The following is a 22,688-nucleotide window of genomic DNA, read 5'->3' as shown; positions in this document are numbered from 1 at the left end:
CCGGGCGGCGCGGCTGCGGGCCGCGGACGAACTGCTGGCGCTGGTCGACTCCCCGGTCTCCGACGCGACGGCCCTGGACTCCGCGCTGACCGCCTGCGGCCTCCCGGCGCGCGGCCACTACCGCGTGATCGTGGCCGCGCTGGGTGCCCACAGCGCACAGCAGAACGAGGGGGCCGCGGCGCGGGCCGCACTGACCGAGGCACTGAGCCATGCAGCGGCCGGCCCGTTCGCGGTGGGGCTGCGGCCCGGCGGCACAGCGGTGGCCGTACTGCACACGGGCCGGGACGAGGACTCCGGACGGCCCGCTGTCGACCAGGCGTGGTCGCTGCTGCACGCCTGCTCCCCCGACACCCCGCTGCACGCGGGCATCAGCGACAGCACCCCGGGGCCCGGCGGCCTCAACTCGGCTCTGGGGCAGGCCCGTTACGCGCTGGCCACCGCGGCCACCACGTCGGCGGGGGCCGACCGGGTCACCGCGGTCGACGACCTCACCTCACTGGACGCGCTGCTGGCCGGTATCCCCACCGACGTACGCACGGCCTTCAGCGCCAACGCCCTGGGCCCCCTGGCCGATGGCTCCAGCAGTTCGCACCGTGTGCTCCTGGAGACGCTGGAGTCCTTCCTCGACCACAACTGCTCCTGGACCCGCACCGCGGAGGCCCTGCATCTGCACGTCAATACGGTGCACTACCGCATCCAGCGCGTGGAGGCCCTGACCGGCCGCGGACTCTCCAACCTGGACGACAAGCTCGATCTGCACGCCGCGCTGAAGTGCCGCTAGTGCCTCTGAGGGCGGCCCGCCGCTGAGGCCGTCACATGAAGTGCGGCTGTCGGCGGCTTACGGCTGATCGGCGGGCTTACCGCTGACGCCTGCCGCATGCCCCTTGTTCGCATGCGGCCTGCCGCATGCCCCTTGTTCGCATGCCCCTTGTCCGCGGGCCCTTGTCCGCAGGCCCCTGTCCGCAGGCCTACTGCCGGTCGACATGGACATTGGTCGACTTCACCCGGGCCGTCGCGGTGACGCCGACCACGATGCCCAGCTCATCGACGGCCTCCCGGCTCACCAGGGAGACCAGTCGGTGCGGCCCCGACTGGATTTCGACCTGGGCGACCACATCGTCGACGGTGACCCGGGTGACGATCCCGGCGAACGAGTTCCGTACGGAGGTGTAGACCTCCCCCGGCACCGGATGCAGGCCCTCGGCCCGCCCCTTGGCGAAGGCCGCGAGGCTCACTCCGTCGATGACGCGGTTGCCGGAACCGTCCCGGTCCATGGCGATCTGCCCCCCGTCGGCCCAGCGGCGGACGGTCTCAGGGCTCACACCGAGCAGTCCCGCTGCCTGGCCAATGCTGTACGACGGCATTCCAGCACCCTAGAGCCTGCCCGCCGGAAGCGAACGGGCGGATCGCGGTAGGCCGGCCGTCAGGGCGGGCCCGTACGGGACAGCGGCTCCAGGACCCTGACGGCGCCCGGGTACCGGTTCGTCCCCGCGGCCGACGAGAGGGCGGCAGACCGGGCCGGACCATGGAACAGCGCGATGCCCGACAACAGCGCCGCGGACAACCGCAGGTGAACGACAGGCAAGTGAACGACACAGCAGTGGACAACAGCAGAGAGGACCGCCATGAACGCCCGGAGCCCGCACCCGGCCCCGCTCTCCCATGAGCGCCTGAACCACCCCCGCAGCCTCGCCGCCTTCCGCACCACGAAGCTGCTGGCCACGGGCTACCTCGCGATCAGCGTCGCGACCCTGGCGGTCATCGCCCTGCTCCGCAACAACACCTCCGCGGTGAACGACGCCGTCTGGACCCGCGGCGGCTTCGTCGTCCTCAGCGCATCGGTCACCTGTCTCTGCGCCGCACGCGCCGCGCGCGGCTCCCGCGGCGCGTACCGCAGGCTCCGGATCCTCTCCGGGGTCATGGTGCCGGTCATCGCACTGATCATCGCGCTGCCCGGCACGTTCCCCCTGTGGATGAAGACCGACCAGGGCCTCTGCGGGCTGGTGCTGCTGGGCATCGTCGCAACGGTCAACGGCAAACACCTGCGCGAGCTGTTCGCCGGGCGGTAGCCGACGGGGCCGTGCGCCGCTGAGGGCCGCGCCGTAGGTTGACCGGATGACCGCTACCGCATCCTCCACCGCATCGCAGGAGGCATTCCTGCTGGCCTTCCACGCCGGGCGTCCAGCCGTGACCGCAGAGGCGTTCGGCGGCGGCCGGGCTCCCGACGGCCGGTCCAGTTACGAGATCCTGTGCGACCAAGTGGCCGGAAGCAGGCGGGTGCTTGACCTCGGCTGTGGCGACGGTCTGCTGCTGGAGCTCCTGGCCCGCACCGACGGCAGAGAGCTGGCCGGGTTGGACCTGTCCCCGGATTCCCTGGCGCTGGCACGGCGCCGGCCGGCGCTGTCAGGGGCGAGGCTCGCAGAAGGCCGCGCCCAGGAGCTGCCCTTCGCCGACGGAAGCTTCGACGCCTGCGTCTCGCACATGGCGCTCATGCTGATGGGCGAGATCGACCGCGTGGCGGCCGAGGTGGCCCGTGTGCTGTCTCCCGGCGGGATGCTCGCGTGTGTACTGGGACACGGCGCCCTCGGTGGCGAGGCTTACGAGCGCTTCATCGGGCTGCTCCGTTCCACCATCGGGGAGTTGCCCGCATCGCGGCGCGTTCCGTCGCTGGGTGACCGCAGGACCCGCAGACGTGAGGGGCTCGACGAGATCCTTGGAGCGGTGGGCTTCACGGCGGTGGAGTGGGAGAGCGTTCCCATCGATCTGAGCGGCCCCGCGGAGCAGGTATGGGCCTCCGTGTCCGGCCTCTACGACCTCGGCCCCCTCGACCAGGACACCGTCGAGCGCTTGCGTGCGGCCTTCTTCGCCGAGATGCGGGAGATGACCGCACCGGACGGACAGGTCCCGTGCGTCTTCAGGATCCACGTCGCGACGGCACGGCTGCGCGAGGACCTCAGCTGACCGGTCCGTCCGACGGCATCTGACGAACTCCACCGGAACCGAGGCCGGTTCGCTGGAACTGATCGGGTACGGGGGCCAGGTCAACACCGTCCGCCCGGCGGCGACCGCGGCCGCCCAGCGCGACGCGATCCTCAAGGCCGACTTCCACACCGTCTGGGCCGACGAGGCCGACGACGCGGCCGGGCTCGCCTGGGTACGGGACTTCTACCGCGCCGTGTTCCATCACACCCTCGCGGTCCAGCGCCCCTGACGGACGGGGTGCGCCGGCTCCGTTCGCACAGTGTCGGCGCCCTGTCAGTTCTGTGTCGGTGCCGCATCGGTGCTGTGTCGGCGGCCTGTCGGTGACCGCGCCGAGGATGGCCGTACGGCACCGAATCCGGGAGGTCCACCATGCCGAACAGCACGCGCCCGCACCGCTCACGTACCACCTCCGTCCTGGTCTCCGGTGCGGGTATCGCGGGGTCGGCCCTCGCCTACTGGCTGGACCGCTACGGCTTCCGCGTCACCGTCGTCGAACGCGCACCGGACCTCCGCGGCGGCGGGCAAGCGGTGGACGTACGGGGCAGCGCCCTCCGTGTCATCGAGCGGATGGGCCTGCTGGAGGACGTCAGGGCCGGGGCGACCGGCCTGCGCGGCATGTCCCAGGTCGACGGGGACGGCCGCGAACTGTGCCGTACCACCGAGCGGACGGCCAGCGGCGGCCCCATCGACAGCCCGGACGTGGAGATACTCCGCGACGAGCTGGCCGGACTGCTGGTACGGGCGGCCGGGCCCGGCGTCGAGTATCTGTTCGGCGACTCGCTCACCACCCTCGTCCAGCACGCGGACGGCGTACAGGCCCGCTTCGCGAGCGGTAAGGAGCGTGCGTACGACCTGGTCGTGGGCGCCGACGGCCTGCACTCGGCCACCCGCCGCCTGGTCTTCGGCCCCGAGACCGACTACCTGCACCCGGTCGGCACCTACATCGCCTCGTGGAGCGCCCCCAACCACCTCGGCCTCGACCGCTGGGAGGTCGTCCACCGGACCGGCGGCAGCGAGAGCGCCTGGGGCTGCATGGCCATGACCGTGCGGGACAACAAGGAGCTGCGGGTCTTCGTCGGTTTCGACTCCGACGAGCCGCTCGAACGGCTGCTGCCGCGCGACACCGGGCAGCAGAAGCGGCTGGTGGCCGAGTACTGCGCCGGGCTTCGCTGGGAGGTACCGCGTTTCCTCAAGGCGATGTGGGAGGCGGACTCCTTCCACTACGACGTGATCGCGCAGATCCGTATGGACCGCTGGACCCGCGGCCGTGTCGCCCTGCTCGGCGACGCCGGATACTGCTGCTCCCCGGCCACCGGGCAGGGCACGAGTGTGGCGCTGACCGCGGCCTACGTACTCGCCGGGGAGCTGCACAGGGCCGGCGGTGACCACCGGGCCGCCTTCGCCGCCTACGAGGAGGGGCTGCGGGGGTATGTGACGGCCAATCAGGCACTGCTGGACCTGGGCATGCGCGAAGCAGACAGGGAAGCGGGCCAGGCGGCAGGCCGGGAAGCAGGTACGGCCGAGGGTGAACCGGCCGATGGGGCCCCTGCCCCGGGCTCGGGCTCCGATCCCCAGAACGTGTCGTCCTTCGATGAACCCTCCTTCGAGAAGACGGCCGCCTTCCGCGCCGCCACACTCTTCGAGCTGCCCGACTACTGACAGGGCCGCCTACTGACGGAGGCGGCTACTGACAGAGGCGGCTACTGACAGAGGTGGCTACTGACAGGGCCGCCTAATGGCAGGCCCGGCTGCCGCAGGCGGCCGGGGCAGGGCTTGCCCGGGCGCCGTTTGCCGGTGCGGCGGTGTGCCCCGCGTGTCCACGGGCCGGAACGCGCCGCGGCAGGGAGGCTGCACGGATGCAAGCCGTACTGCACGCACTGTCGATCGCCGGTTCCATGACCTGGGAGATCACTTGGGCCCTGATTCTCGGGTTCACTCTGTCCGCTGTCGTCCAGGCGGTGGTACGCAAGTCCACCGTCGTCTCCCTCCTCGGTGACGACCGCCCCCGCACCCTCGCCGTAGCGGCCGGACTCGGTGTCGCCTCGTCCTCGTGCTCCTACGCGGCGGTGGCGCTCGCCCGCTCGCTCTTCCGTAAAGGCGCGAACTTCACCGCGGCGATGGCCTTCGAGATCGCCTCGACCAACATGGTCGTCGAACTCGGCGTCATCCTGGCCCTGTTGATGGGCTGGCAGTTCACCGCCGCCGAGTTCACCGGCGGCCCCCTCATGATCATCGCGCTGGCACTGCTCTTCCGGCTCTTCCTGCGCGACCGACTGCTGCGCCAGGCGCGCGAGCAGGCCGGGCGCGGTCTGGCCGGGTCGATGGAGGGCCACGCCGCGATGGACATGTCCGTCCGGGGAGAGGGCTCCTTCGGGCGGCGGCTGTTCTCCCGGGAAGCCTTCACGGCGACCTCGCACGTCTTCGTCATGGAGTGGATGGCGATCCTGCGCGACCTGGTGATCGGCCTGCTGGTCGCCGGAGCGATCGCCGCCTGGGTCCCGGACTCCTTCTGGCGCACCTTCTTCTTCGACGGCCACCCGCTGGCGTCCAAACTGTGGGGCCCGGTCATCGGCCCGCTGGTCGCCATGGCCTCGTTCGTGTGCTCCATCGGGAACGTGCCGCTCGCGGTCGTGCTGTGGAAGGGCGGCATCAGCTTCGGCGGTGTCCTGGCGTTCATCTTCGCCGACCTGCTGATCCTGCCGATCCTCACCATCTACCGGAAGTACTACGGCACGCGGATGACCGCCTTCCTGCTCGCCACCTTCTACGCGGCCATGGTCGTCGCCGGGTACATCGTCGAATTCGCCTTCGGCGGCCTGGGGCTCATCCCCGACCGGGCCGACGCGACGGTCCCGGCGGGCGGCGTCAGCTGGAACTACACGACCTGGCTGAACATCGCCTTCCTGATCCTCGGCGGCACACTGCTGGTGCGGTTCTTCCGGACAGGGGGCAGGGACATGCTCCGCATGATGGGCGGCGCTGACACCCAGGGCGGGCAGGGCTGACACCAACACCCCCGAGCACCAGCACCACCACACAGAGGTGAGCAGCACCGGCAGACCGGCGCGCCCCACCTCCTCGTGCCTAGCCGGCGGTGAAGTCCAGTACGAGACGTCCCCGCAGTCCGCCCTCGGCCATGCGCCGGTGCGCCCGGGACGCCTGGTCCGCGGGCAGTACGCCCGCCACGCGCAGGGTCAGTTCGCCGGCCTCGGCCTGGTCCCGCAGCCGGAGCAGGCGGGCGTGGTCGGTTGCTGCCTCGTTGACCCAGACCGGGTGCACCCGGACACCGCGGCCGACCGGGCCGTCCCAGCCGCGGACGACCGCGATCCCGCCGCGGTCCCGGACCGCAGGGACGACCAGTCCGTGCAGCATCGCCCCGTCGAGCACACCGTCCACCCCGTCGGCTGTGAGCGCGCGGAACCGGTCGGCGACATCGTCACCGCGTGGCACCACCTCATCGGCGCCCAGGCCGGACACCAGTCGGGTGTCGGCCGGCGAGGCGTCGGCCAGCACCCGCAGCCCGTCGCTCCTGGCCAGCTGCACCGCGTACCCGCCGAAGGCCCCGGCCGCCCCGGTCACCGCGACGGTGCCACCGGCCGGCACGGCGAGCAGGTCAAGCCCGAGGCGGGCGGTGAGGGCGTTCATCAGCAGGGTCGAGGCGGCCGGGAAGTCCACACCGGACGGCATCGGGGCCACCGAATCGGCGGGCACCACGACCAACTCGGCGTAGGCGCCCCCGCGCGGCCCGTAAGGGCGCACGATCGCGATCACCGGGTCCCCGGGCCTGAGCGCGGTGTCGGTGTCCGGCCCGATCGCGTCGACCACGCCCGCCGCGTCCATCCCTGGCACGTACGGCCCGGGGCGGCCGTCGAACCGCGCGCTCGTGGCGCCGGAACGGAGCAGCGTATCCGTGGGGTTGACCGCGGCGGCGTGCACACGGATGCGCACCTCACCGCTCCCCGGCTCCGGATCGGGCAGCTCGATCGCCCGCAGCACATCAGGTCCGCCGAACTCGGTCAGGCCGATCGCTCGCACAGTCCTCGCCTCCTTGCACGACAATCCCACGACAGTCTTTGTACGACAGTTATCAAACTATCGGCCACGGTACACGCATCCGCCGGCGCGTGGCTGTGCTCCTTCACATCACGGCAGCCAGCCAACCACTCACGGCCGCACCGGCGATGAGCCCGGCGTTGAGTACGATCCGGCGGTCTTCGCCGGTCAGGTGGACGGCGACCGCACCGATCTGCAGGAGTACGAAGCCGACGGCAGCGGCCGGTGCCAGCCAGGGGACGATGCCGGTCAGCAGCGGCAGGATCAGTCCGGCCGCGCCGAGTATCTCGACCGCCCCCAGCGCCCTCACGCCAGGCAGCGGTACGCGGTCGACCCAGGCCATCATCGGGCGGAGCTGATCACGGCTGCGGGTCACCTTCATCGCGCCCGAGTAGAGGTAGAAGAGGGCGAGAAGGCCCGCGACGGTCCAGTAGGCGATGTTCATCGTTTCCGTTCGTGGTTTCTGTGCATCGTTTCCGTTCAACGCTTCCGCTCAGCGCTTCCGTTCAGCGCTTCCCTTCAGCGCTTCCCTTCAGCGCTTCCGCGCATGGGCGGACCGGGGGGACCCGGCCCGCCGGGCTCAGGCGAAGCCGGTTGCGGGCTCGGTCGCGTAGTCGCTCATCGCTTCGCCGGTGGCCCGGGGCGTCAGCGGCCGGCCGCCGGGGCGAGCGCGCCCTGCTCTTCGCTTCTTCTTCGGTCATGCTCACGAGTGGACCGCCGGGGCCCCGCCGGTGTCCAAGACTCATCCTGCGGCGCCGATACCCCGTAGGTATCGTTACAGCGTGGAGCTACGGACCTTGGGCTATTTCGTGGCGGTCGCCGAGGAACTCCACTTCGGCCGGGCCGCCACCCGGCTGCATATGAGCCAGCCGCCGCTGAGCCGGGCGATCAAGCAGCTGGAGTCCGATGTCGGGGCCCCGCTGTTCGTCCGCTCCCCCGCCGGCGTCACGCTCACGCCGGTGGGCACGGTGCTGCTCGACGAGGCGCGGGCCCTGCTCGGCCATGCCGACCGCGTCCGGGTACGGGTGAGCACGGCGGCCGGCGCGGCGACCCTCACCGTCGGCATCCTGGGCGACGGCACCGACCCGGGAGTGGCCCGGCTGGCCGCCGCCTACCGTCGGCGCCACCCCGGCATCGACATCCGTGTCCGCGACACCGATCTGACCGATCCGACGTGCGGGCTGCGCGCCGGACTTGTCGATGTCGCACTGACACGGGCGCCGTTCGACGAGACCGCCCTGACGGTGCGTACGCTGCGGGCGGACCCGGTGGGTGTGGTCCTGCGCGCCGATGATCCGCTGGCCCGCCACGACCGGCTGCGGCCGGCCGACTTGAGCGACCGCCGGTGGTTCCAGTTCCCGCGGGGAACCGATCCCGTCTGGCAGTCGTACTGGAACGGCGGCAGGCCGCGCGAGGGCCCCGTGGTACGCGCCGTCCAGGAGTGTCTGCAGGCCGTGCTGTGGAACGGCACGGTCGGCCTGGCCCCGCTCGGGCACGACCTGCCCGCGGAGCTGGCCGTGGTACCGCTGGCCGGCATGGTGCCGAGCCGGGTCGTGGTGGCGTGGAACGACGGGGACACCAACCCGTTGATCCGCTCCTTCACCGAGATCGCCGCCACCGCGTACCGCCGCCACTGAACGGCACCGGCCACCGGCCGGTGGGGCAGCGACCAGCGGGGCGGCGACCGGTGGGGCGACGGCCGGTGGGGCGACGGCCGGTGGGGCAAGGGCCGTTGAGGCAGCGACCGGTGGGGCAGCGACCACCAGTGGGGCGACGGCCAGTGGGACAAGGACCGTTGAGGCAGCGACCGGTGGGGCAGCGACCACCAGTGGGGCGACGGCCAGTGGGACAAGGACCGTTGAGGCAGCGACCGGTGGGGCAGCGACCACCAGTGGGGCGACGGCCAGTGGGACCCAGTGGGGCGGCGGCCAGTGGGACAAGGGCCGTTGGGGCGGCGAGCGGTGCGACCGCCCGCGAAAGCCGGGCCCCGGCCCCTCTGCCGTGGACGGCCGTACGCCACGCGGGGCCGCCCACGGTGTGCGGTCCTGGTCCTACGCCTGATCCGCGGACTCGGCCGCGTCCGGCCGCTGGGTCGCGAGCCAGGCGTCGAAGGTGACGGTGCCGCGTGGCCCGGGGCCGGTCGGCAGGAGGTCCCCGCCGGCCAGGCCCTTGCCGACCTTGCCCGGCATCGCCAGCCGGATCACCGGCCGCCGCTCATGGCGTACCCGGGCCAGCCGGCGCACCATGTCCTGCATCCACAAGTGCTCCTCAGGACCGGCGAGTTCGGGTGCCATACCCATGGGCCGCCCGTGCGCGAGGGCGGCCAGCTGTCCGGCGACCTCCGTCAGCGCGACAGGCTGGCTGAGCATCTTCGGGGCGATCACCACGGGCCCCCTGCGGTCGAGCATCTGCGCGGCGAACTCATGGAACTGGGTGGCCCGCAGGACCGTGCCCGGGACAGGGCCTTCCAGCACCAGCTCCTCCTGACGGCGCTTGCCCCGGTAGTACCCGAGGCCGACCCGGTCGACGCCGACGATCGAGAGCGCGACATGGTGGGCCACGCCGGCCCTCCGCCCGGCAGCGAGCAGCTGGGCGGTGGCGGTCTCGAAGAAGGACACGGCGGCCTTGGCCCTCGTCGTCGTGATGTTGCTGACGTCGATCACGGCCTCGACGCCGTCGAGCTTCCGGTCGAGACCCTCGCCGGTGATGAGGTCGACACCGGCCGAGCGGGCCAGCACCACCGGCTCGTCGCCCCGGGCACGGAGCGCCGCGGCCACCCGCCTGCCGGTCCAGCCGGTGCCACCGGCAATCGCGATACGCATCAGTGCTGCGCTGCCCTTCTTCCGTCCGGAGTTCCCTCTGGAGACTGCGTGGAGCTGGAGACTGCGTGGAGGCCGAGGACTGGCCCCGGCCTTCCCTGTCTGTCCCCTCCACGATGCCGGACATGCCAGTGGGACGCATGGGGAAACCCCGACGCGGGACGGCCGACAGACGGGCGAAGGACAGGCAGCAGACGGACAGGCGGCGGACGGGCGGGGACAGGCGGCCGGCGGACAGGCGGCGGGGCGGGGACGAGCAGGGACGGCGGGGACGAGCAGGGACGGGCAGGAACGGACAGCCTTCCCCGTCGCAGGCCGCCGGTCAGGACGTGGACAGCAGCTCCAGCAGCCGCTCGACGGCAAGCGGCGGCCGGGAGATCCCCGCCGCGGTGCCCACCCGGACCCCGGCCGGAGGCAGCACGAAGGTGGTGGCGAGTGCCTCGGGTTGGGCGAAGACTTCGGTGGGCGTGCCGTCGAGGAGGACACCGCCCCGGGCGAGTACGACGATGCGAGTGGCATGACGGCGGGCGAACTCCACATCGTGGGTGACGGCGATCACCAGCTTGCCCGCGGCTGTGAGCTCGTCCACGAGCCGGCCGAGCAGCGCGTTGCCGGGTGCGTCCTGCGCCCCGGTCGGTTCGTCGAGCACGAGCACCGGGGTGTCCATGGCGACGACCGAGGCGACCGCGACCCGCTTACGGGCGGCGAGGCTGAGCTCGGAGGGGTTGCGGTGGCGCAGCTGCCGCAGGTCGAGGCGGGTCAGCGCGTCGTCAACCAACTGCCGTACCCGGTCGGCCGAGTGGCCCAGATTCTTGGCGCCGAAGGCGACTTCGTCCTCGACGGTGCGTCTGAAGAGCTGGTCGTCGGGGTTCTGGAAGGCGAGGGCCACCTGGTGGGCGAGGTGGGCGACCCGGTGTTCACGGGTGTCCCGGTCACCGATCAGCACCCGGCCCCCGGTGGGCTTCAGCAGGCCGTTGAGGTGCTTGGCCAGGGTGGACTTGCCGGCGCCGTTCTGTCCCAGCAGGCAGATGCAGCCGCTGTCCAGCGTGACCTCCAGCCCGTCCAGGGCCCGCACTCCGCCCGGGTACACATGGGTGACGCGCTCGGCCCGTACGGTCGTCGGGTCCGGGTCCGCCCCGGCGGCCGCTCCACCCGGCCCACCCGATCCTTCCGGCCCACCCCATCCACCCGGCCCATCCGATCCTTCCGGCCCATCCGATCCTTCCGGCCCATCCGGCCGACCGGGTCCATCCGGCCCATCCGGCCCATCCGGTTCGAGCGAGAGCCGCGCGGACTCACCGATCAGCGGCGCCAGCTCGGCTGCGGCCTCCGTCACGCTCAGGGGTACGGGGACGGCGTCCGCGATCACACCGCGACGGCGTAGCTCAAGGCCGATACGGACCGGCTCGGGCACGGTGACCGGCGCCTCCCGCTCGGCGGCGTGGCGCAGCACGGACCGGGGGTCGCCCTCGGCGGTGATCCGGCCTTCCTCCATGAGGATCAGCCGGTCCGCGTACGGGGCGTAGGAGGCGATGTCCTGCGAGCACAGCACGACGGTGAAGCCGCGGTCGTGCATACGGGAGATCACCTGGATCACCTCTTCGGCGCCCAGCGGGTCGAGCTGCGACGTCGGTTCGTCCAGGACCAGGAGTTTCGGGCGCATGGCGAGCACGGACGCGAGCGCGAGACGCTGGCACTGCCCGCCGGACAGGGCCTGTGGATGCCGGTCGGCGAGGTGTCCGATACCGACGGTCTCCAGACACTCGTGGACGCGGCGGCGGATCTCGTCGGCCGGGATGCCCAGGTTCTCCAGGGCGTAGGCGGCTTCGTCGAAGACGGTCGTGTTGGCGCCGGTCAGCTGGTCGTGCGGGGATTCGAAGACGTAGCCGACCGAGGCGGCGAGGTCGCCGATGGTGGCGGTTGCCAGGTCGTGGCCGTCGATGGTGGCGGTACCGGCGAACGGGCCGTCGAAATGGTGCGGTACGAACCCGGCCAGCAGCCGGCACAGGGTCGTCTTCCCCGCACCGCTGGGCCCGATCAGACCCGTGAAGCTGCCCTCTTCGAGGGTGAGTGAGACATCGCGCAGCACGATCTCGTCCGGCTCCGACGGGTAGGCGAAGACGGCGCTGTCGATGCGGACGAGAGGGGCGAGAGCGTCGAGGGGCGCGGTGTGGACGAGGGGGGTGTCGGTCATACCGGTCGGACCACCTTCAGGGTGAGTGCGGCGAGGAAGAGCAGTCCTGAGATCCACACCGCCGTCCGGTCGGCGGCGCCGTAGCGCTCCAGAGCGAGGTGGGTGCGTGTGCCGGTCCGGGAGAATCCGCGGGCCTCCAGCGCCATGGCGCGGGTGTCCGATGCGATCAGCGCCCCGGTGATCAGCGGGCCCAGCAGCGAGGAGAACGCCCTGATCCGCTGCCCGATACCGCCCCTGACATCGAGCCCGCGGGCCTGCTGGGCGGCGAGCACGGCTTGCGACCTGCGCTGCATGTCGGGTACGAACTCGATCGCGGCGAGGATCGCGTACCCGAACCGGGGCGAGACGCCACGGGCGGCGAGCCCGGCCGTGAGCTGCTTGGGGGTGGTGGTGAGCAGCAGGAGGAAGAAGGTCAGCAGCACGGTCGCCAGCCGGCCCAGGATCAGGGTGCCGTACAGGATTCCCTGGAGGCCGAAGCTGACGGGCCCCAGGGAGAGCAGGGTCGTGGTGTTGTCCGGGTTGAACAGGCCCTGGAGAAGGGCGAGGCTGATGCCGAACGGCAGCAGGACCGTCAGCACGGGCCGGATCAGCCGCCGGGCGAGACCGGCGGCCGCGGTGGTCAGCGCGACGAGGGCGACGACGGCCCAGACCATCCGGGCCCCGGGGAGCAGGAAGACGGTCGCGGAGAGCGAGGCGGCCCAGCTGAGTTTGGTGACCGCGTTGCGACGGTGCAGGAAGCCGTCGCCGGGGACGTAGCCAATCACGGGGTGTCCTGTCAGGAGGAGTCGGGGCTCAGCGCGGCAGGGAGAGACGGCCGAACGGTGGGCGGAAGCGCAGGGGGATGGACTTCGCGGCGTAGAAGGCCAGCAGCGCGGAGGCGGTCTTGTCGAAGGGTTCGACCAGGAAACTCGACTGGAAGACACTGGCGACCAGACTGGAGCCGAGGGCCGAGAAGGCACCCCGGACCGCGTCGACACCGGTCCCGGCCACCCCGCCGAACACGAAGATGCTGATCGGCGCCGTCACCAGCGTGGCGATGAGCATCATCACCAGGCCGGACACGATCACGCGGGGCAGCGACCTGAACATGCCCCAACGGGCCATGAAGCCCGCCCCCAGACCGATGAAAGCGCTGGTGACCGCGTACGGGAGCAGCGTCGGGTTGGCGGTCACCCCGAGCACCAGATTGGTCAGCACACCGGTCACGGCACCCACCCAGGGCCCCGCGATGATCCCGGTGAGCGCGGTACCGATCGAGTCGAGGTAGAGCGGCAGACGCAGGGTGGTGACCAGGACACCGCCGACGACGTTGATACCGACTCCGACGGGGATCAGCGCCCACGCGCGCGTGGTCAGCTGGGCCTTCATCCCGGGAAAGCGGTTGGACCGCAGACCGAAGCCGGGTGGCGGGACGTACTCGGCACCGTCGTCGGCCGGGGGGTGCACGGTGAGCATGAGCGGTACCTCCGAGGTGGGCGGCGGGGTGGTCAGAGGCTCGGGCGGAGCAGCACGGTCTCGGTGAAGTGGGCGCTGAAGTCACGGGGCCCAGCCCCCAGCGCGACCCGTCCGGTGTGCTCCGTACGCGCCGCGACGGCCGGCGGGCAGTCGTAGCTCCGGTTCGAATCCGCGGGCAGGAACACCGTCTGCCCACGGGTCAGTTGGCTCGCGCATTCCACGATCACGGTGCCGGTCTCGGCGGTGACGAAGGACTCGTCGGCCGCGACACCGACAGCGAGCGGGTCGTGCAGCGCGCCGCTGGCCTCGCCGGTGTGGTCCTCGTACGACTGCAGATACGCCCGCATCAGACGCGCCGTCAGTTCCTGGCCCGGGCCGGCGGCGTCGAGCCTGTTCAGGTCGGAGCGGCCGAAGCGCCAGCGGTTCGTGGCATCCAGACCGACCATGGTGTACGGGATGCCGCTGGAGACGACGATGTCCGCGGCGTCCGGGTCGGCCCAGACGTTGAACTCGGCCACGGGGTTCGTGTTGCCCGGCACCCGCGCGGCGCCACCCATGAACACCAGCTTGCGCACCCGGTGCGCGACCCGGGGGTCCAGCAGCAGCGCGGCGGCCACATTGGTCAGCGGGCCGATGGCGACGACGGTCAGCTCACCCTCGTACTCCTTCGACAGCCGCACCAGCGCGGAGGCGGCGCTCTCGGCGGGCTCGGGTGCGGTGGAGTCGGGCAGCACCTCGGTGCCCAGGCCGGTCGGGCCGTGGAAATCGGCGGAGAACTCGACCCGGCTGATGGGGCGGCCCGCGCCGCGGTGGACGGGGACGTCGCCGTCGATTCCGAAGGCGCGGGCCAGGCCGCGGGCGTTACGGAAGGTCTGCTCCACCGGCACGTTGCCGCCGACGGCGAGGTACGCCTTCAGATCCCACAGTCCGGTGCCGAGCAGATACTGCAGGGCCACGGCGTCGTCGAGGCCGGGATCACTGTCGAGGACGATCGGTGCGGGTGTCACGGTGGCTCCCTGGTAGCGGAGTTGGCGAATGGACGGACGGTTGGGCGAATGGACGGATGGCTGGATGGCTGGACGCAGAACATCTCCCTGTGGCCGCAGGGGAGTTATCCGGGCTCGCCGGTGAACGACAGCATGAGGCGGGCTCCGGGCAGGGCGGTGCTGCCGGGCAGGCTCGCCCGGGGGCCGGAGACCGTCAGCTCCAGCGCCGGGCGGGTCCACCCGGGCGTACGGGCGGACCCGGACCGGTCCGCACCCGGCAGGTCGGGCACCACGGGGTATCTGCCGGGGCACGGCCAGGCGGAGCCGCCGTCCGGGACCACGGTCCTGTCCGGGCCGACGGTCACCGGCACCGCGTACGGACGGCCGAGCAGCCAGGCGGCACGGTCCAGGCGGCCCCGGCCGATCTCGGCCCGGATCCGTGTGGAGGAGACCCGTTCACCACCCCGCAGGACGGTGGGCAGGACAGTGACCTCGCCGCCGTGCGGTGCGAGCCTCGCCGCCAGGCTATCCGGGGTCCCGGCCGCACCAGCTCCGTAACGGAAGTCGGGGCCGACCAACACCGCGCACACGCCCAGGCGTTGGCACAGCAGGTCATCGGCGAAGCGTTCCGCCGGTGTGCCGAGAACGTCCCGGGTGGCGGGCAGCGCAAGGACGATGTCCATGCCGCAGTCGTGCAGCAGCCGGATCTTCGCGTCGAGCCCGCTCAGCTCCGCCGGTGAACGGTGCGGTGCGAGCAGGCTGAGGGGGTGCCTCGCGAAGGTGATCGCGCAGGCCGGCACCCCCAGGGCGTCGGCCCGGCGGCGGGTGGCGGTCAGCAGTCGCCGGTGGCCGCGGTGCACTCCGTCGAACTGGCCGATGGTGACCACGGTGGGGCCTGAGCCCGGCGGTATGTCCCCCGGGTCGGTCCACAGCACCGGGGCACGCGCAGAGGCGGCCGTGGTCGCGGTCGCCGTCACCATCCCCGTCGTGGTCGTCGTCGCGGTCGCCGTCATGCCGCCGCTCCCCCGGTCTGCGTGGACCGGTCCACTCCGGTCCAGGCCAGGGCCACGGCCCCGTCCAGGAGCGCCCGTTGCGCCTGTTGGCCCACGCAGAACGCGGCGAACTCGTGCTGATGGTTCGTGGCGGGCAGGGAACCGATTCCGATGTAGGGGTGGATGGCGGGCACCACCTGGGAGACGTTGCCCATGTCGGTGGAGGCGCGGTTCATCCGGGCGGCCTGGCCCGGTGGGGCGAACTCACGTCCCAGGGCCCGCGCGTTCGCACGGTAGTGCGCGAGGGAACCCTCGTCCGCGCGGAACTCCGCGTACGGCTTGCTCTCCGGCTCGACGCGCAGATCACAGCCGGTGGCGAGGGCTCCGGCCTCGAAGGCCCGCATGACGCGCGGCTCCAGCTCGGCGAGTTCGGCGAGCGTCTCCGCCCGCACATACCAGCGCCCGGTGGCCGTCTCCGGGATCGCGTTCGGGGCGTCTCCGGCATGCGTGACCACCCCGTGCACACGGGCCGAAGCGGGCAGTTGCTGTCTGAGCAGTCCGATGGCGACCTGTGCCACGGTGAAGGCGTCCGCCGCGTTGACCCCCGCCTCCGGATAGGCCGCGGCATGGGCCGACTTCCCCGTGTAGGCGATCCTGGAGTGGCTGACCGCGAACGGCCTCGCCTCGGCCACGTCGACGGGCGCGGGGTGCACCATCATCGCGAGGTCCACCCCGGCGAAAGCGCCGCGTTCCAGCATCTCGATCTTGCCACCGCCGCCCTCCTCGGCCGGTGTGCCGTAGACCTCCACGGTGAGACCGGCCTCATCGGCGACAGCAGCGAGACCGAGGGCGGCGCCGACCGAGCTCGCCGCGATCAGGTTGTGCCCGCAGGCATGGCCGAGGCCCGGCAGCGCGTCGTACTCGGCGCAGACCGCGATCCGGGTCGGGCCGCTGCCGAACCGCGCGAAGAACGCGGTGTCCAGGCCCAGATGCTCCGGCGTCACCCGGAAGCCCGCCCGGTCGAGCAGCTCGGGCACCTGGGCGGCGGCCCGGTGTTCTTCCCAGGCCGTCTCCGGGTCGGCGTGCAGCCGCTCGGACAGCCGGATCAACGCGTCGGCGTGCCGCTCCACCACGCTCCGCGCGGCCGCCTTGAGGGAAATGGTCATCGGTGTTCCTCCTCGCTTCGCCCCCGCCGGGTCAGGGGTTCAAGCCGCTCGTGCCGCCCGGCGACGGGCCCGGCCCTGGTGCCGGTAGGCGGCCAGGACGACGGCCAGGCTGAGGAAGCTCAGCCCCACCTCGGACCGCGTCCCGGGCATGATGATCATGACGGCGAGGACTCCGGCCATCCACGCGATGGTCACGTAGGAGAGATAGGGGAAGAGCCACATCTTGAGCTTCACCGGCTCGCTGCCGTCGCGCTCGATCCGCTTGCGCTGCTGGATCTGCGCCGCCACCAGGACGATGTAGTAGATGAGCTGGATCGCACCGGAGGAGTTGATGAGGAACAGGAAGACCTGCTCGGGGAAGAAGTAGTTGGCGATGACGGCGAGATAGCCCATCGACGTGCCGGCGAGCGTGGCGCGGACCGGTACACCGCGGTGGTTGACCTTGGCGAGGAACTTCGGCGCCTCACCCTGCTCGGCCAGCGTGAGCAGCATCCGCGAGGTGATGTAGAGGCAGGAGTTGATCGAGCTGAGCACCGCTGTCAGTACGACCACCTGCATCATGAGCGAGGTGTACGGGACGCCCACGGCGTCCAGGGCGACCGCGAACGGGCTCTTGATGATCTTGCCGGAGAAGGAGAAGTCCCACGGCACGATGCACACGATCAGCAGCACCGACAGCACGTAGAAGGTGAAGACCCGGTACATCACCTGCTTCGTCGCCTTGGCGGCGTACTCGGCCGGTTTCTCTGACTCGGCGGCCGCGATGGTGGCGATCTCCGCGCCGCCCATGGAGAACAGCACGGTCACGCTGCCGATCACGGCGGCCATGATGCCCATGGGGAAGAAGCCGCCCGAGCCGACGAGATGGCTCAGGCCCGGGCTCGGCCTGCCGGTGCCGCCGAACAGGAAGACCACCGCGACGCAGGCGAAGAAGATGATCGCGACGATTTTGATGGAGGCGAGCCAGAACTCCGACTCGCCGTACGCCTTCACCGACAGCAGATTGATGGCGGTCATCACCAGCATCAGGCCCAGACACAGGAGCCAGGTGGGCACCGACGGCAGATAGCCGCTCAGGATCCCGGCGCCCGCGACCGCCTCGATGGCCGCCACGACGACCCAGAAGTACCAGTAGAGCCAGCCGATGGTGAACCCGGCCCAGTTGCCGAGGCCGTGCCGGGCGAAGTTGGCCACGGAGCCGGCGGACGGCCGCAGTACGGCCATCTCGCCGATGGCCCGCATGACGAAGATCATCAGCACCCCGCTGACCGCGTAACTCAGGATGGCCGCGGGGCCGGTCTGGTTGATCACCGCGCCGGAGCCGACGAAGAGTCCGGCGCCGATGATGCCGCCGAGCGCGATCATCGTCAGATGCCGCGTTTTCAGGGATCTCTTGAGCCCGCCGCCGGGGGCGGGTACCTCATCGGGCACAACGGGCCGAGCGGGCCGGTCACTGGTCGTTGCCATGGTGGACCTCGTTCTTCTTCGAGTACGACGAGGGAGAGGGGAGCCACGCGTCGGAGGCCGTGCCGGAAGCCGGTCAGGCAGCTGTGCCGGCAGCTGGACCGGACGCCGGGCCGGACGCTGGGGTCAGGAGCACCACGCCTGGGCCGCCGCCGCGTAGATCTCGACGGTTTCGAGGTACTTGCTCGTCTCGACCCACTCGTTCGCCCAGTTGTAAGGGGGCGTGCCGGGCCCGATGTTGACCGCGTCGATACCGGCCTGCCCGAGCGGGACCATGTCGGTCCAGAACTGGATGCCGCGGAACTCCGGGGTCCCGCCGGTGGTGCGGACCGCGTCGGCCACGGTGCGGGCGATGGGCGCCCCGGTGTCGATCTCGTACGGCAGGCGGGGCCCGCTGAGCCAGTGCGGGCTGAACTCGACCGTCGCCCTGATCCGGGGGTCGTCGGCGCTCAGCTTGTCGATCGCGGCGATGACCTGCTGCCGGACCGCGTACGGGTCCTGTGAGGGCAGCAGCCGCAGGTCGAGTGAGACCGTGCACCGGTCGGGGACCTGGTTGTGCTTCGTGCCGCCCCTGATGGTGCCGATGTTGAGGATCGGGCCGCCGGGAAGCTCCGGGTGGGGCTCGTAGGGCAGGGAGCGTTCCAGTTCGCGCAGGGCCGGCAGGATCGGCTCCATCGTCTCGATCGCGTTGAGTCCCAGGTGCTTGCCCGCGGTGTGGGCCTGCTTGCCGTAGGTCGTGATCTCCAGATAGGCCGCGCCGCGGTGCACCGCGCCGATGGTGTTGTCGGTCGGCTCGCCGCAGATGGCCGCGTCTGCGGTGAAGCCGGCGTCGATCAGGGAACGCGTGCCGACCCCGCCTTCGAAGTGGCAGGACACTCCCTGGAAGACGAGGTCGCCGCGCGGGCGGGTGCCCGATTCCAGGACGCGGCGCAGGACCGCGAGCGAAGCCGTGGTGGCGGCCTTCATGTCCGCGATCCCGGAACCGTGGATCCTGCCGTCCGCGACATAGGGGGCGAACGGGTCGGTGTCCCAGTCCCCGGACACCTCGTAGGTGTCCAGGTGGCCGTTGAGGATGAGCGACTTGCCGCCCCCGGTGCCCCTGATCCGGGCACCGACGCTGGGCCGGCCCGGCATCGACTCCACCAGACTCACCTCGTCCGCACCCCACTGCCGGAGCCGGTCGGCGATGAACTCGGCGAGTTCCTGCTCCCGGCCCCAGGTGGAATCGATGGCCAGCGTCTGCAGCAGAAGGTCGAGGTCACGATTCGACATGGGCTTGTGTCTCCGTCCGGCTGAGGAGTTGAGCTGGAACGCAGGTCATTCAGCCAGGAGGAGCAGAGTTTGAACAAACAGAATTATTCGAAATCAACCATCGAAGAAATCAATGCTTCCGCCGAGTGTCTCGGCGCACTGCTCGGCGAACGCCGTGGCACGGCGGCTGGGCGCCAGATCGGTGAGGCGCACGATGCCGACGTTGAGCCCGGGCCGGCGCGGGGTCAGCGGCCTGGTGGCTATTTCGATGCCGTCGTAGCTGATCGAGATTCCCGGGTGCTGGGTCAGCACCGAGTAGCCGAGACCGTGGGCGACGAGTGAGCGGGCCATCTCGAAGTTCGTCGCCCGGTAGCGCACGTTCGGCGTCACGTCCTCGTCCTTGAACAGCGACAGGAAGTACGTGGCGCCCGGCGGCAGGTCGAACAGGACCATGGGTTCGGCGGCCAGGTCCGTCATGCTGACCTCGTCCTGGGCCGCCAGCCGGTGGTGCGCCGGCAGCAGGACGTAGGGCTCGGCCGCGTACAGCGCCGTCATCCGCAGGTCCTTCGCCAGGGTCAGCTCGGGCGCCTCGTACATCAGGGCGATGTCGCAGCCGACGCTGCGCAGCTGGCCCGCGAGGTACTGGTCGGACCCCTCGATGAAACTCAGGTCCACATCCGGGTACTTCGCGACGAAGGCGGCGATGACCCGTGGGAGCAGCACCGCGGCGAGCGTGCTGTAGCAGCCCACGACCAGGCTGCCGGAGAGCGAGGTCTGTGTCTCGCGGGCGGAGTCGCGCAGTTCGTCCACTCCGGACAGCAGCCGGCGTGCGTCCGCCAGCGCCTGCCTGCCCGGGGCGGTCAGTTTCAGGCCGCGGGCGTGCCGGAGGAACAGCTGCACGCCGAGGTTCTCCTCCAGCTCGGCCAGTGAAGTGGAGACCGCCGACTGGGTCAGGTGCACCTTCGCGGCTGCGGCCGTGACGGTGCCTGTCTCGGCGGCGGCGACGAAGTACTCGAGCTGTCGAAAACTGATCTCGTGCATGACCAGGTGGTCCTCTCTCGCGCTGAACCACCGGAAACGTATAAGCGAAATCGAAGGCTGTCCACAGAAAGTTCTGTTGGTCCGATGGCAGGACCCGCTCACATACTTCTCGGCAGCCGGCACGCAACTCACCGAGATCTCTCCGACCCCTCTCCGACCCCTCTCCGAAGGAGGCGAAGCCGTGTCACGTCCCGAGTATCCCGAGTCGGACCTGGGCAGCGCGACGGTCACGTCGGTTCCGAAAACGCAGTTCCGGGCGGCCATGGCAACCGTGGCCACCGGTGTCACCGTGGTCGCCACCGACGGCCGGCTGGGCCGGTTCGCGCAGACGGTGAGCGCGATGTGCGCGGTGTCCGACGAGCCGCCGAGTCTCCTGGTGTGTGTGAACCACCGGAGCCCGCTGAACGAGGCGATCCAGGCACACGGGTCGTTCGCCGTGAGTGTGCTGGGCAAGCAGCACGACCACGTCGCGGACACGTTCGCGGGCCGCCCGTGGCCGGGAAAGGAGCGGTGGGACTTCACCTGCGGCGAGTGGGCCCGTACGGCCTCGGGGGCGCCGCGGGTCGCGGACGCCGTCGCGTCCTTCGACTGCGGGCTGCACACCGTGCTCACCATCGGCACCCATCACATCTACGTCGGCGTGATCCGCGACGCCACCGTGGCCGGCGGCACGCCACTCGTCTACAGCGACCGGCGTTACGCACAGCCCGAGGCGTTCGCGCCGTCGGCTTTCCCCGCCTTTCCCGGGTCAGGCCCGGGCCACCGAGACGAGCAGAGGACGCCACGATGATCCGTACAGGAGACGAGTACCGCGAGTCCATCAGGGACGGCCGGAAGGTCTGGGTGGACGGGGAGCAGGTCGACGACGTCACCCGGCACCCGATGTTCAAGCCGATCGTCGACGTCCGGGCCCGGATCCACGATCTGGCGCACGAGGAGGCGTCCCAGGCCCGGATGACATACCGGTCCGCCGGGACCGGCGAACTGAACGCGGTGGCGAACAAGCTGCCCCGTACCCAGCAGGACTGGCACGACAAGCGGGCCGCGGTCGACCTGGTGCAGCGGGCAGCGGGCGGCGTCGTCACCCGTGTCGGCGACGAGACCATAGGCGAGATGTGGTCCCTCTACGACGGCCAGGACGTACTCAACGAGGTCGACCCGCGCTTCTCCGAGAACATCCGGCGGCACATCGAGACGGCCGTCACCGCTGACCCGTTCCATGTCTCGGCCAACACCGACCCCAAGGGTGACCGGTCCAAGGCGCCGAAGGACCAGGACCCGGACATGCTGCTGCACGTGGTGCGGGAGACCGACAACGGGATCGTGGTCCGCGGCGCCAAGTACGAGACGGCCGCCGCGTACGCCAACCAGGCGTTCACCAAGCCGACGATCGCCAACTGGGGCAACGACGCGCTGTCCGACTACGCGGTCGGGTTCGTACTGGACATGGGCTCGCCGGGCCTGAAGTTCGTCTGCCGCAACGGCTTCGCGGGCCGCGCCCCGGCGAGTGACTACCCGCTGGCGAACCGGGTGGACGAGGTCGAGTCCCTGGTGATCTTCGACGACGTCGAGATCCCCTGGGAGGACGTGCTGTTCTACCAGCACACCCGGGCGGCCGCCTTCATCCGCGCCACCCTGCACCGGTACAGCGCCTTCCCTTTCGTCCAGCGCACCCTGCACCTGGCGGACCTGATGATCGGCGCCGCCCTGTGGAACGTGAAGCAGACCGGGCTGGAGAAGCAGCCCGCCGTGCAGGAGAAGCTGGCCCAGCTGGCGTGCTACCGGGAGACGGTCAACGCCCATCTGACGGCGGCGATCGCGATGGCCGAGCCGAGCCCGGGCGGCCTGCTGATGCCGAACCAGTCGCTGCTCTACACCGGCCGGGTGGTCGCACTGTCCCAGCTCCCGGCCATGATGCACACGGCCCGCGAGCTGTGCGGGGGCCAGATCTGCATCACCCCGGACGCGGCGACGTTCCAGCACCCCGAGATCGCCCCCTGGCTGGAGAAGTACTACACGGTGAACGAGAACTGGGTGGCCGACGACCGGCGCCGGCTGCTCGCCTTCGCCCGTGACCTGCTCAACAGCGACTACGCGGGGCACCGGCTGACGTTCCAGCTGTTCGCCCAGTCCCCGCCGTTCGCCCAACTCGGCGCGGTGTACCGGAACTTCGACTTCAGCGGGCCGCTGGATCTGGTCAAGGCGGCTGCCGAGCTGTCCGACAAGGTCGACGCTTCGCTCTGACCGCGTTCACGCCCGTGCAGCGCAGCGCACTGCACGCCACA

Annotated in this window: 21 protein-coding genes; 8 read left to right on the top strand and 13 right to left on the bottom strand. The window is 70.9% G+C overall.

Features of this window, described 5'->3' with window-relative positions; translation table 11 throughout:
• Positions 1–781: helix-turn-helix domain-containing protein (locus G3I19_RS02080; protein ID WP_164258787.1), on the top strand; the 781-nt coding region annotated here is incomplete at its 5' end.
• 187 nt (positions 782–968) lie between these two features.
• On the opposite strand, the gene G3I19_RS02075 is transcribed toward G3I19_RS02080, so the two are convergent.
• Complete coding sequence (locus G3I19_RS02075; protein ID WP_164258785.1) at positions 969–1,364, bottom strand: TOBE domain-containing protein; 396 nt, start codon at positions 1,362–1,364, stop codon at positions 969–971.
• A 261-nt stretch (positions 1,365–1,625) separates the two neighbouring features.
• Between G3I19_RS02075 and G3I19_RS02070 the strand changes: the two genes are divergently transcribed.
• From G3I19_RS02070 to G3I19_RS02055, 4 genes are all read left to right on the top strand, one after another.
• On the top strand, positions 1,626–2,069 hold the full coding sequence (locus G3I19_RS02070) for a hypothetical protein (protein WP_164258783.1): 444 nt from the start codon (positions 1,626–1,628) through the stop codon (positions 2,067–2,069).
• Between the two features lie 46 nt (positions 2,070–2,115).
• Complete coding sequence (locus tag G3I19_RS02065) at positions 2,116–2,961, top strand: class I SAM-dependent methyltransferase (RefSeq protein ID WP_164258782.1); 846 nt, start codon at positions 2,116–2,118, stop codon at positions 2,959–2,961.
• Between the two features lie 390 nt (positions 2,962–3,351).
• Positions 3,352–4,641 carry an FAD-dependent monooxygenase gene (locus tag G3I19_RS02060; protein WP_164258780.1) on the top strand — a complete coding sequence of 430 codons (1,290 nt, stop codon included), beginning with the start codon at positions 3,352–3,354 and terminating at the stop codon, positions 4,639–4,641.
• Between the two features lie 197 nt (positions 4,642–4,838).
• Positions 4,839–5,987 carry a permease gene (locus G3I19_RS02055; RefSeq protein ID WP_164258778.1) on the top strand — a complete coding sequence of 383 codons (1,149 nt, stop codon included), beginning with the start codon at positions 4,839–4,841 and terminating at the stop codon, positions 5,985–5,987.
• A gap of 79 nt (positions 5,988–6,066) precedes the next feature.
• Here G3I19_RS02055 and G3I19_RS02050 read toward each other — a convergent pair whose 3' ends face one another.
• Both G3I19_RS02050 and G3I19_RS02045 read right to left on the bottom strand, forming a co-directional pair.
• Positions 6,067–7,017, bottom strand: coding sequence for an NADP-dependent oxidoreductase (locus G3I19_RS02050; protein WP_164258777.1), 951 nt, complete (start codon positions 7,015–7,017; stop codon positions 6,067–6,069).
• A gap of 103 nt (positions 7,018–7,120) precedes the next feature.
• Entirely contained in the window at positions 7,121–7,480 is a 360-nt protein-coding gene (locus G3I19_RS02045) for a DoxX family protein (RefSeq protein WP_164258774.1), read from the bottom strand.
• A gap of 337 nt (positions 7,481–7,817) precedes the next feature.
• On the opposite strand from G3I19_RS02045, the gene G3I19_RS02040 reads away from it, so the two are divergent.
• Positions 7,818–8,672: a LysR substrate-binding domain-containing protein gene (locus G3I19_RS02040; RefSeq protein WP_343234954.1), complete on the top strand. Its 855-nt coding sequence runs from the start codon at positions 7,818–7,820 to the stop codon at positions 8,670–8,672.
• A 414-nt stretch (positions 8,673–9,086) separates the two neighbouring features.
• Here G3I19_RS02040 and G3I19_RS02035 read toward each other — a convergent pair whose 3' ends face one another.
• The 10 genes from G3I19_RS02035 to G3I19_RS01990 all read right to left on the bottom strand — a co-directional run bounded on the left by G3I19_RS02035 (position 9,087) and on the right by G3I19_RS01990 (position 20,403).
• Positions 9,087–9,857 (bottom strand): 3-beta hydroxysteroid dehydrogenase, encoded by a 771-nt coding sequence (locus G3I19_RS02035; RefSeq protein WP_164258773.1) that lies wholly within the window; start codon positions 9,855–9,857, stop codon positions 9,087–9,089.
• A 319-nt stretch (positions 9,858–10,176) separates the two neighbouring features.
• Positions 10,177–12,048 carry an ABC transporter ATP-binding protein gene (locus G3I19_RS02030; protein WP_164258770.1) on the bottom strand — a complete coding sequence of 624 codons (1,872 nt, stop codon included), beginning with the start codon at positions 12,046–12,048 and terminating at the stop codon, positions 10,177–10,179.
• Positions 12,045–12,812: an energy-coupling factor transporter transmembrane component T gene (locus G3I19_RS02025; RefSeq protein ID WP_164258768.1), complete on the bottom strand. Its 768-nt coding sequence runs from the start codon at positions 12,810–12,812 to the stop codon at positions 12,045–12,047. Before G3I19_RS02025 ends, G3I19_RS02030 begins: the two co-directional genes overlap by 4 nt.
• 28 nt (positions 12,813–12,840) lie before the next feature.
• Entirely contained in the window at positions 12,841–13,503 is a 663-nt protein-coding gene (locus G3I19_RS02020; RefSeq protein ID WP_203599026.1) for an ECF transporter S component, read from the bottom strand.
• Positions 13,504–13,535: 32 nt separating this feature from the next.
• On the bottom strand, positions 13,536–14,510 hold the full coding sequence (locus G3I19_RS02015; protein ID WP_164258766.1) for a nucleoside hydrolase: 975 nt from the start codon (positions 14,508–14,510) through the stop codon (positions 13,536–13,538).
• 104 nt (positions 14,511–14,614) lie between these two features.
• Positions 14,615–15,502, bottom strand: coding sequence for an FAD synthetase family protein (locus G3I19_RS02010; protein WP_164258764.1), 888 nt, complete (start codon positions 15,500–15,502; stop codon positions 14,615–14,617).
• Complete coding sequence (locus G3I19_RS02005; protein WP_164258762.1) at positions 15,499–16,647, bottom strand: M20 family metallopeptidase; 1,149 nt, start codon at positions 16,645–16,647, stop codon at positions 15,499–15,501. The genes G3I19_RS02010 and G3I19_RS02005 overlap by 4 nt, the downstream gene beginning before the upstream one ends.
• Before the next feature lie 39 nt (positions 16,648–16,686).
• Positions 16,687–18,114: an amino acid permease gene (locus G3I19_RS02000; RefSeq protein ID WP_203599025.1), complete on the bottom strand. Its 1,428-nt coding sequence runs from the start codon at positions 18,112–18,114 to the stop codon at positions 16,687–16,689.
• 123 nt (positions 18,115–18,237) lie between these two features.
• Complete coding sequence (locus G3I19_RS01995; protein WP_164258760.1) at positions 18,238–19,383, bottom strand: M20/M25/M40 family metallo-hydrolase; 1,146 nt, start codon at positions 19,381–19,383, stop codon at positions 18,238–18,240.
• A gap of 93 nt (positions 19,384–19,476) precedes the next feature.
• Positions 19,477–20,403: a LysR family transcriptional regulator gene (locus G3I19_RS01990; protein WP_164258757.1), complete on the bottom strand. Its 927-nt coding sequence runs from the start codon at positions 20,401–20,403 to the stop codon at positions 19,477–19,479.
• A 181-nt stretch (positions 20,404–20,584) separates the two neighbouring features.
• On the opposite strand from G3I19_RS01990, the gene G3I19_RS01985 reads away from it, so the two are divergent.
• Positions 20,585–21,193: a flavin reductase family protein gene (locus G3I19_RS01985; RefSeq protein WP_203599024.1), complete on the top strand. Its 609-nt coding sequence runs from the start codon at positions 20,585–20,587 to the stop codon at positions 21,191–21,193.
• Positions 21,190–22,647 (top strand): 4-hydroxyphenylacetate 3-hydroxylase family protein, encoded by a 1,458-nt coding sequence (locus G3I19_RS01980; protein ID WP_164258756.1) that lies wholly within the window; start codon positions 21,190–21,192, stop codon positions 22,645–22,647. The genes G3I19_RS01985 and G3I19_RS01980 overlap by 4 nt, the downstream gene beginning before the upstream one ends.
• Positions 22,648–22,688 lie beyond the last annotated feature (41 nt).

This window comes from Streptomyces sp. SID10853 (genome assembly GCF_010548145.1).
In the GTDB taxonomy this organism is placed as follows: Bacteria; Actinomycetota; Actinomycetes; order Streptomycetales; family Streptomycetaceae; genus Streptomyces.
The sequence above is the reverse complement of the archived record's forward strand: the minus strand, read 5'-3'. Positions and strand labels throughout refer to the sequence as shown.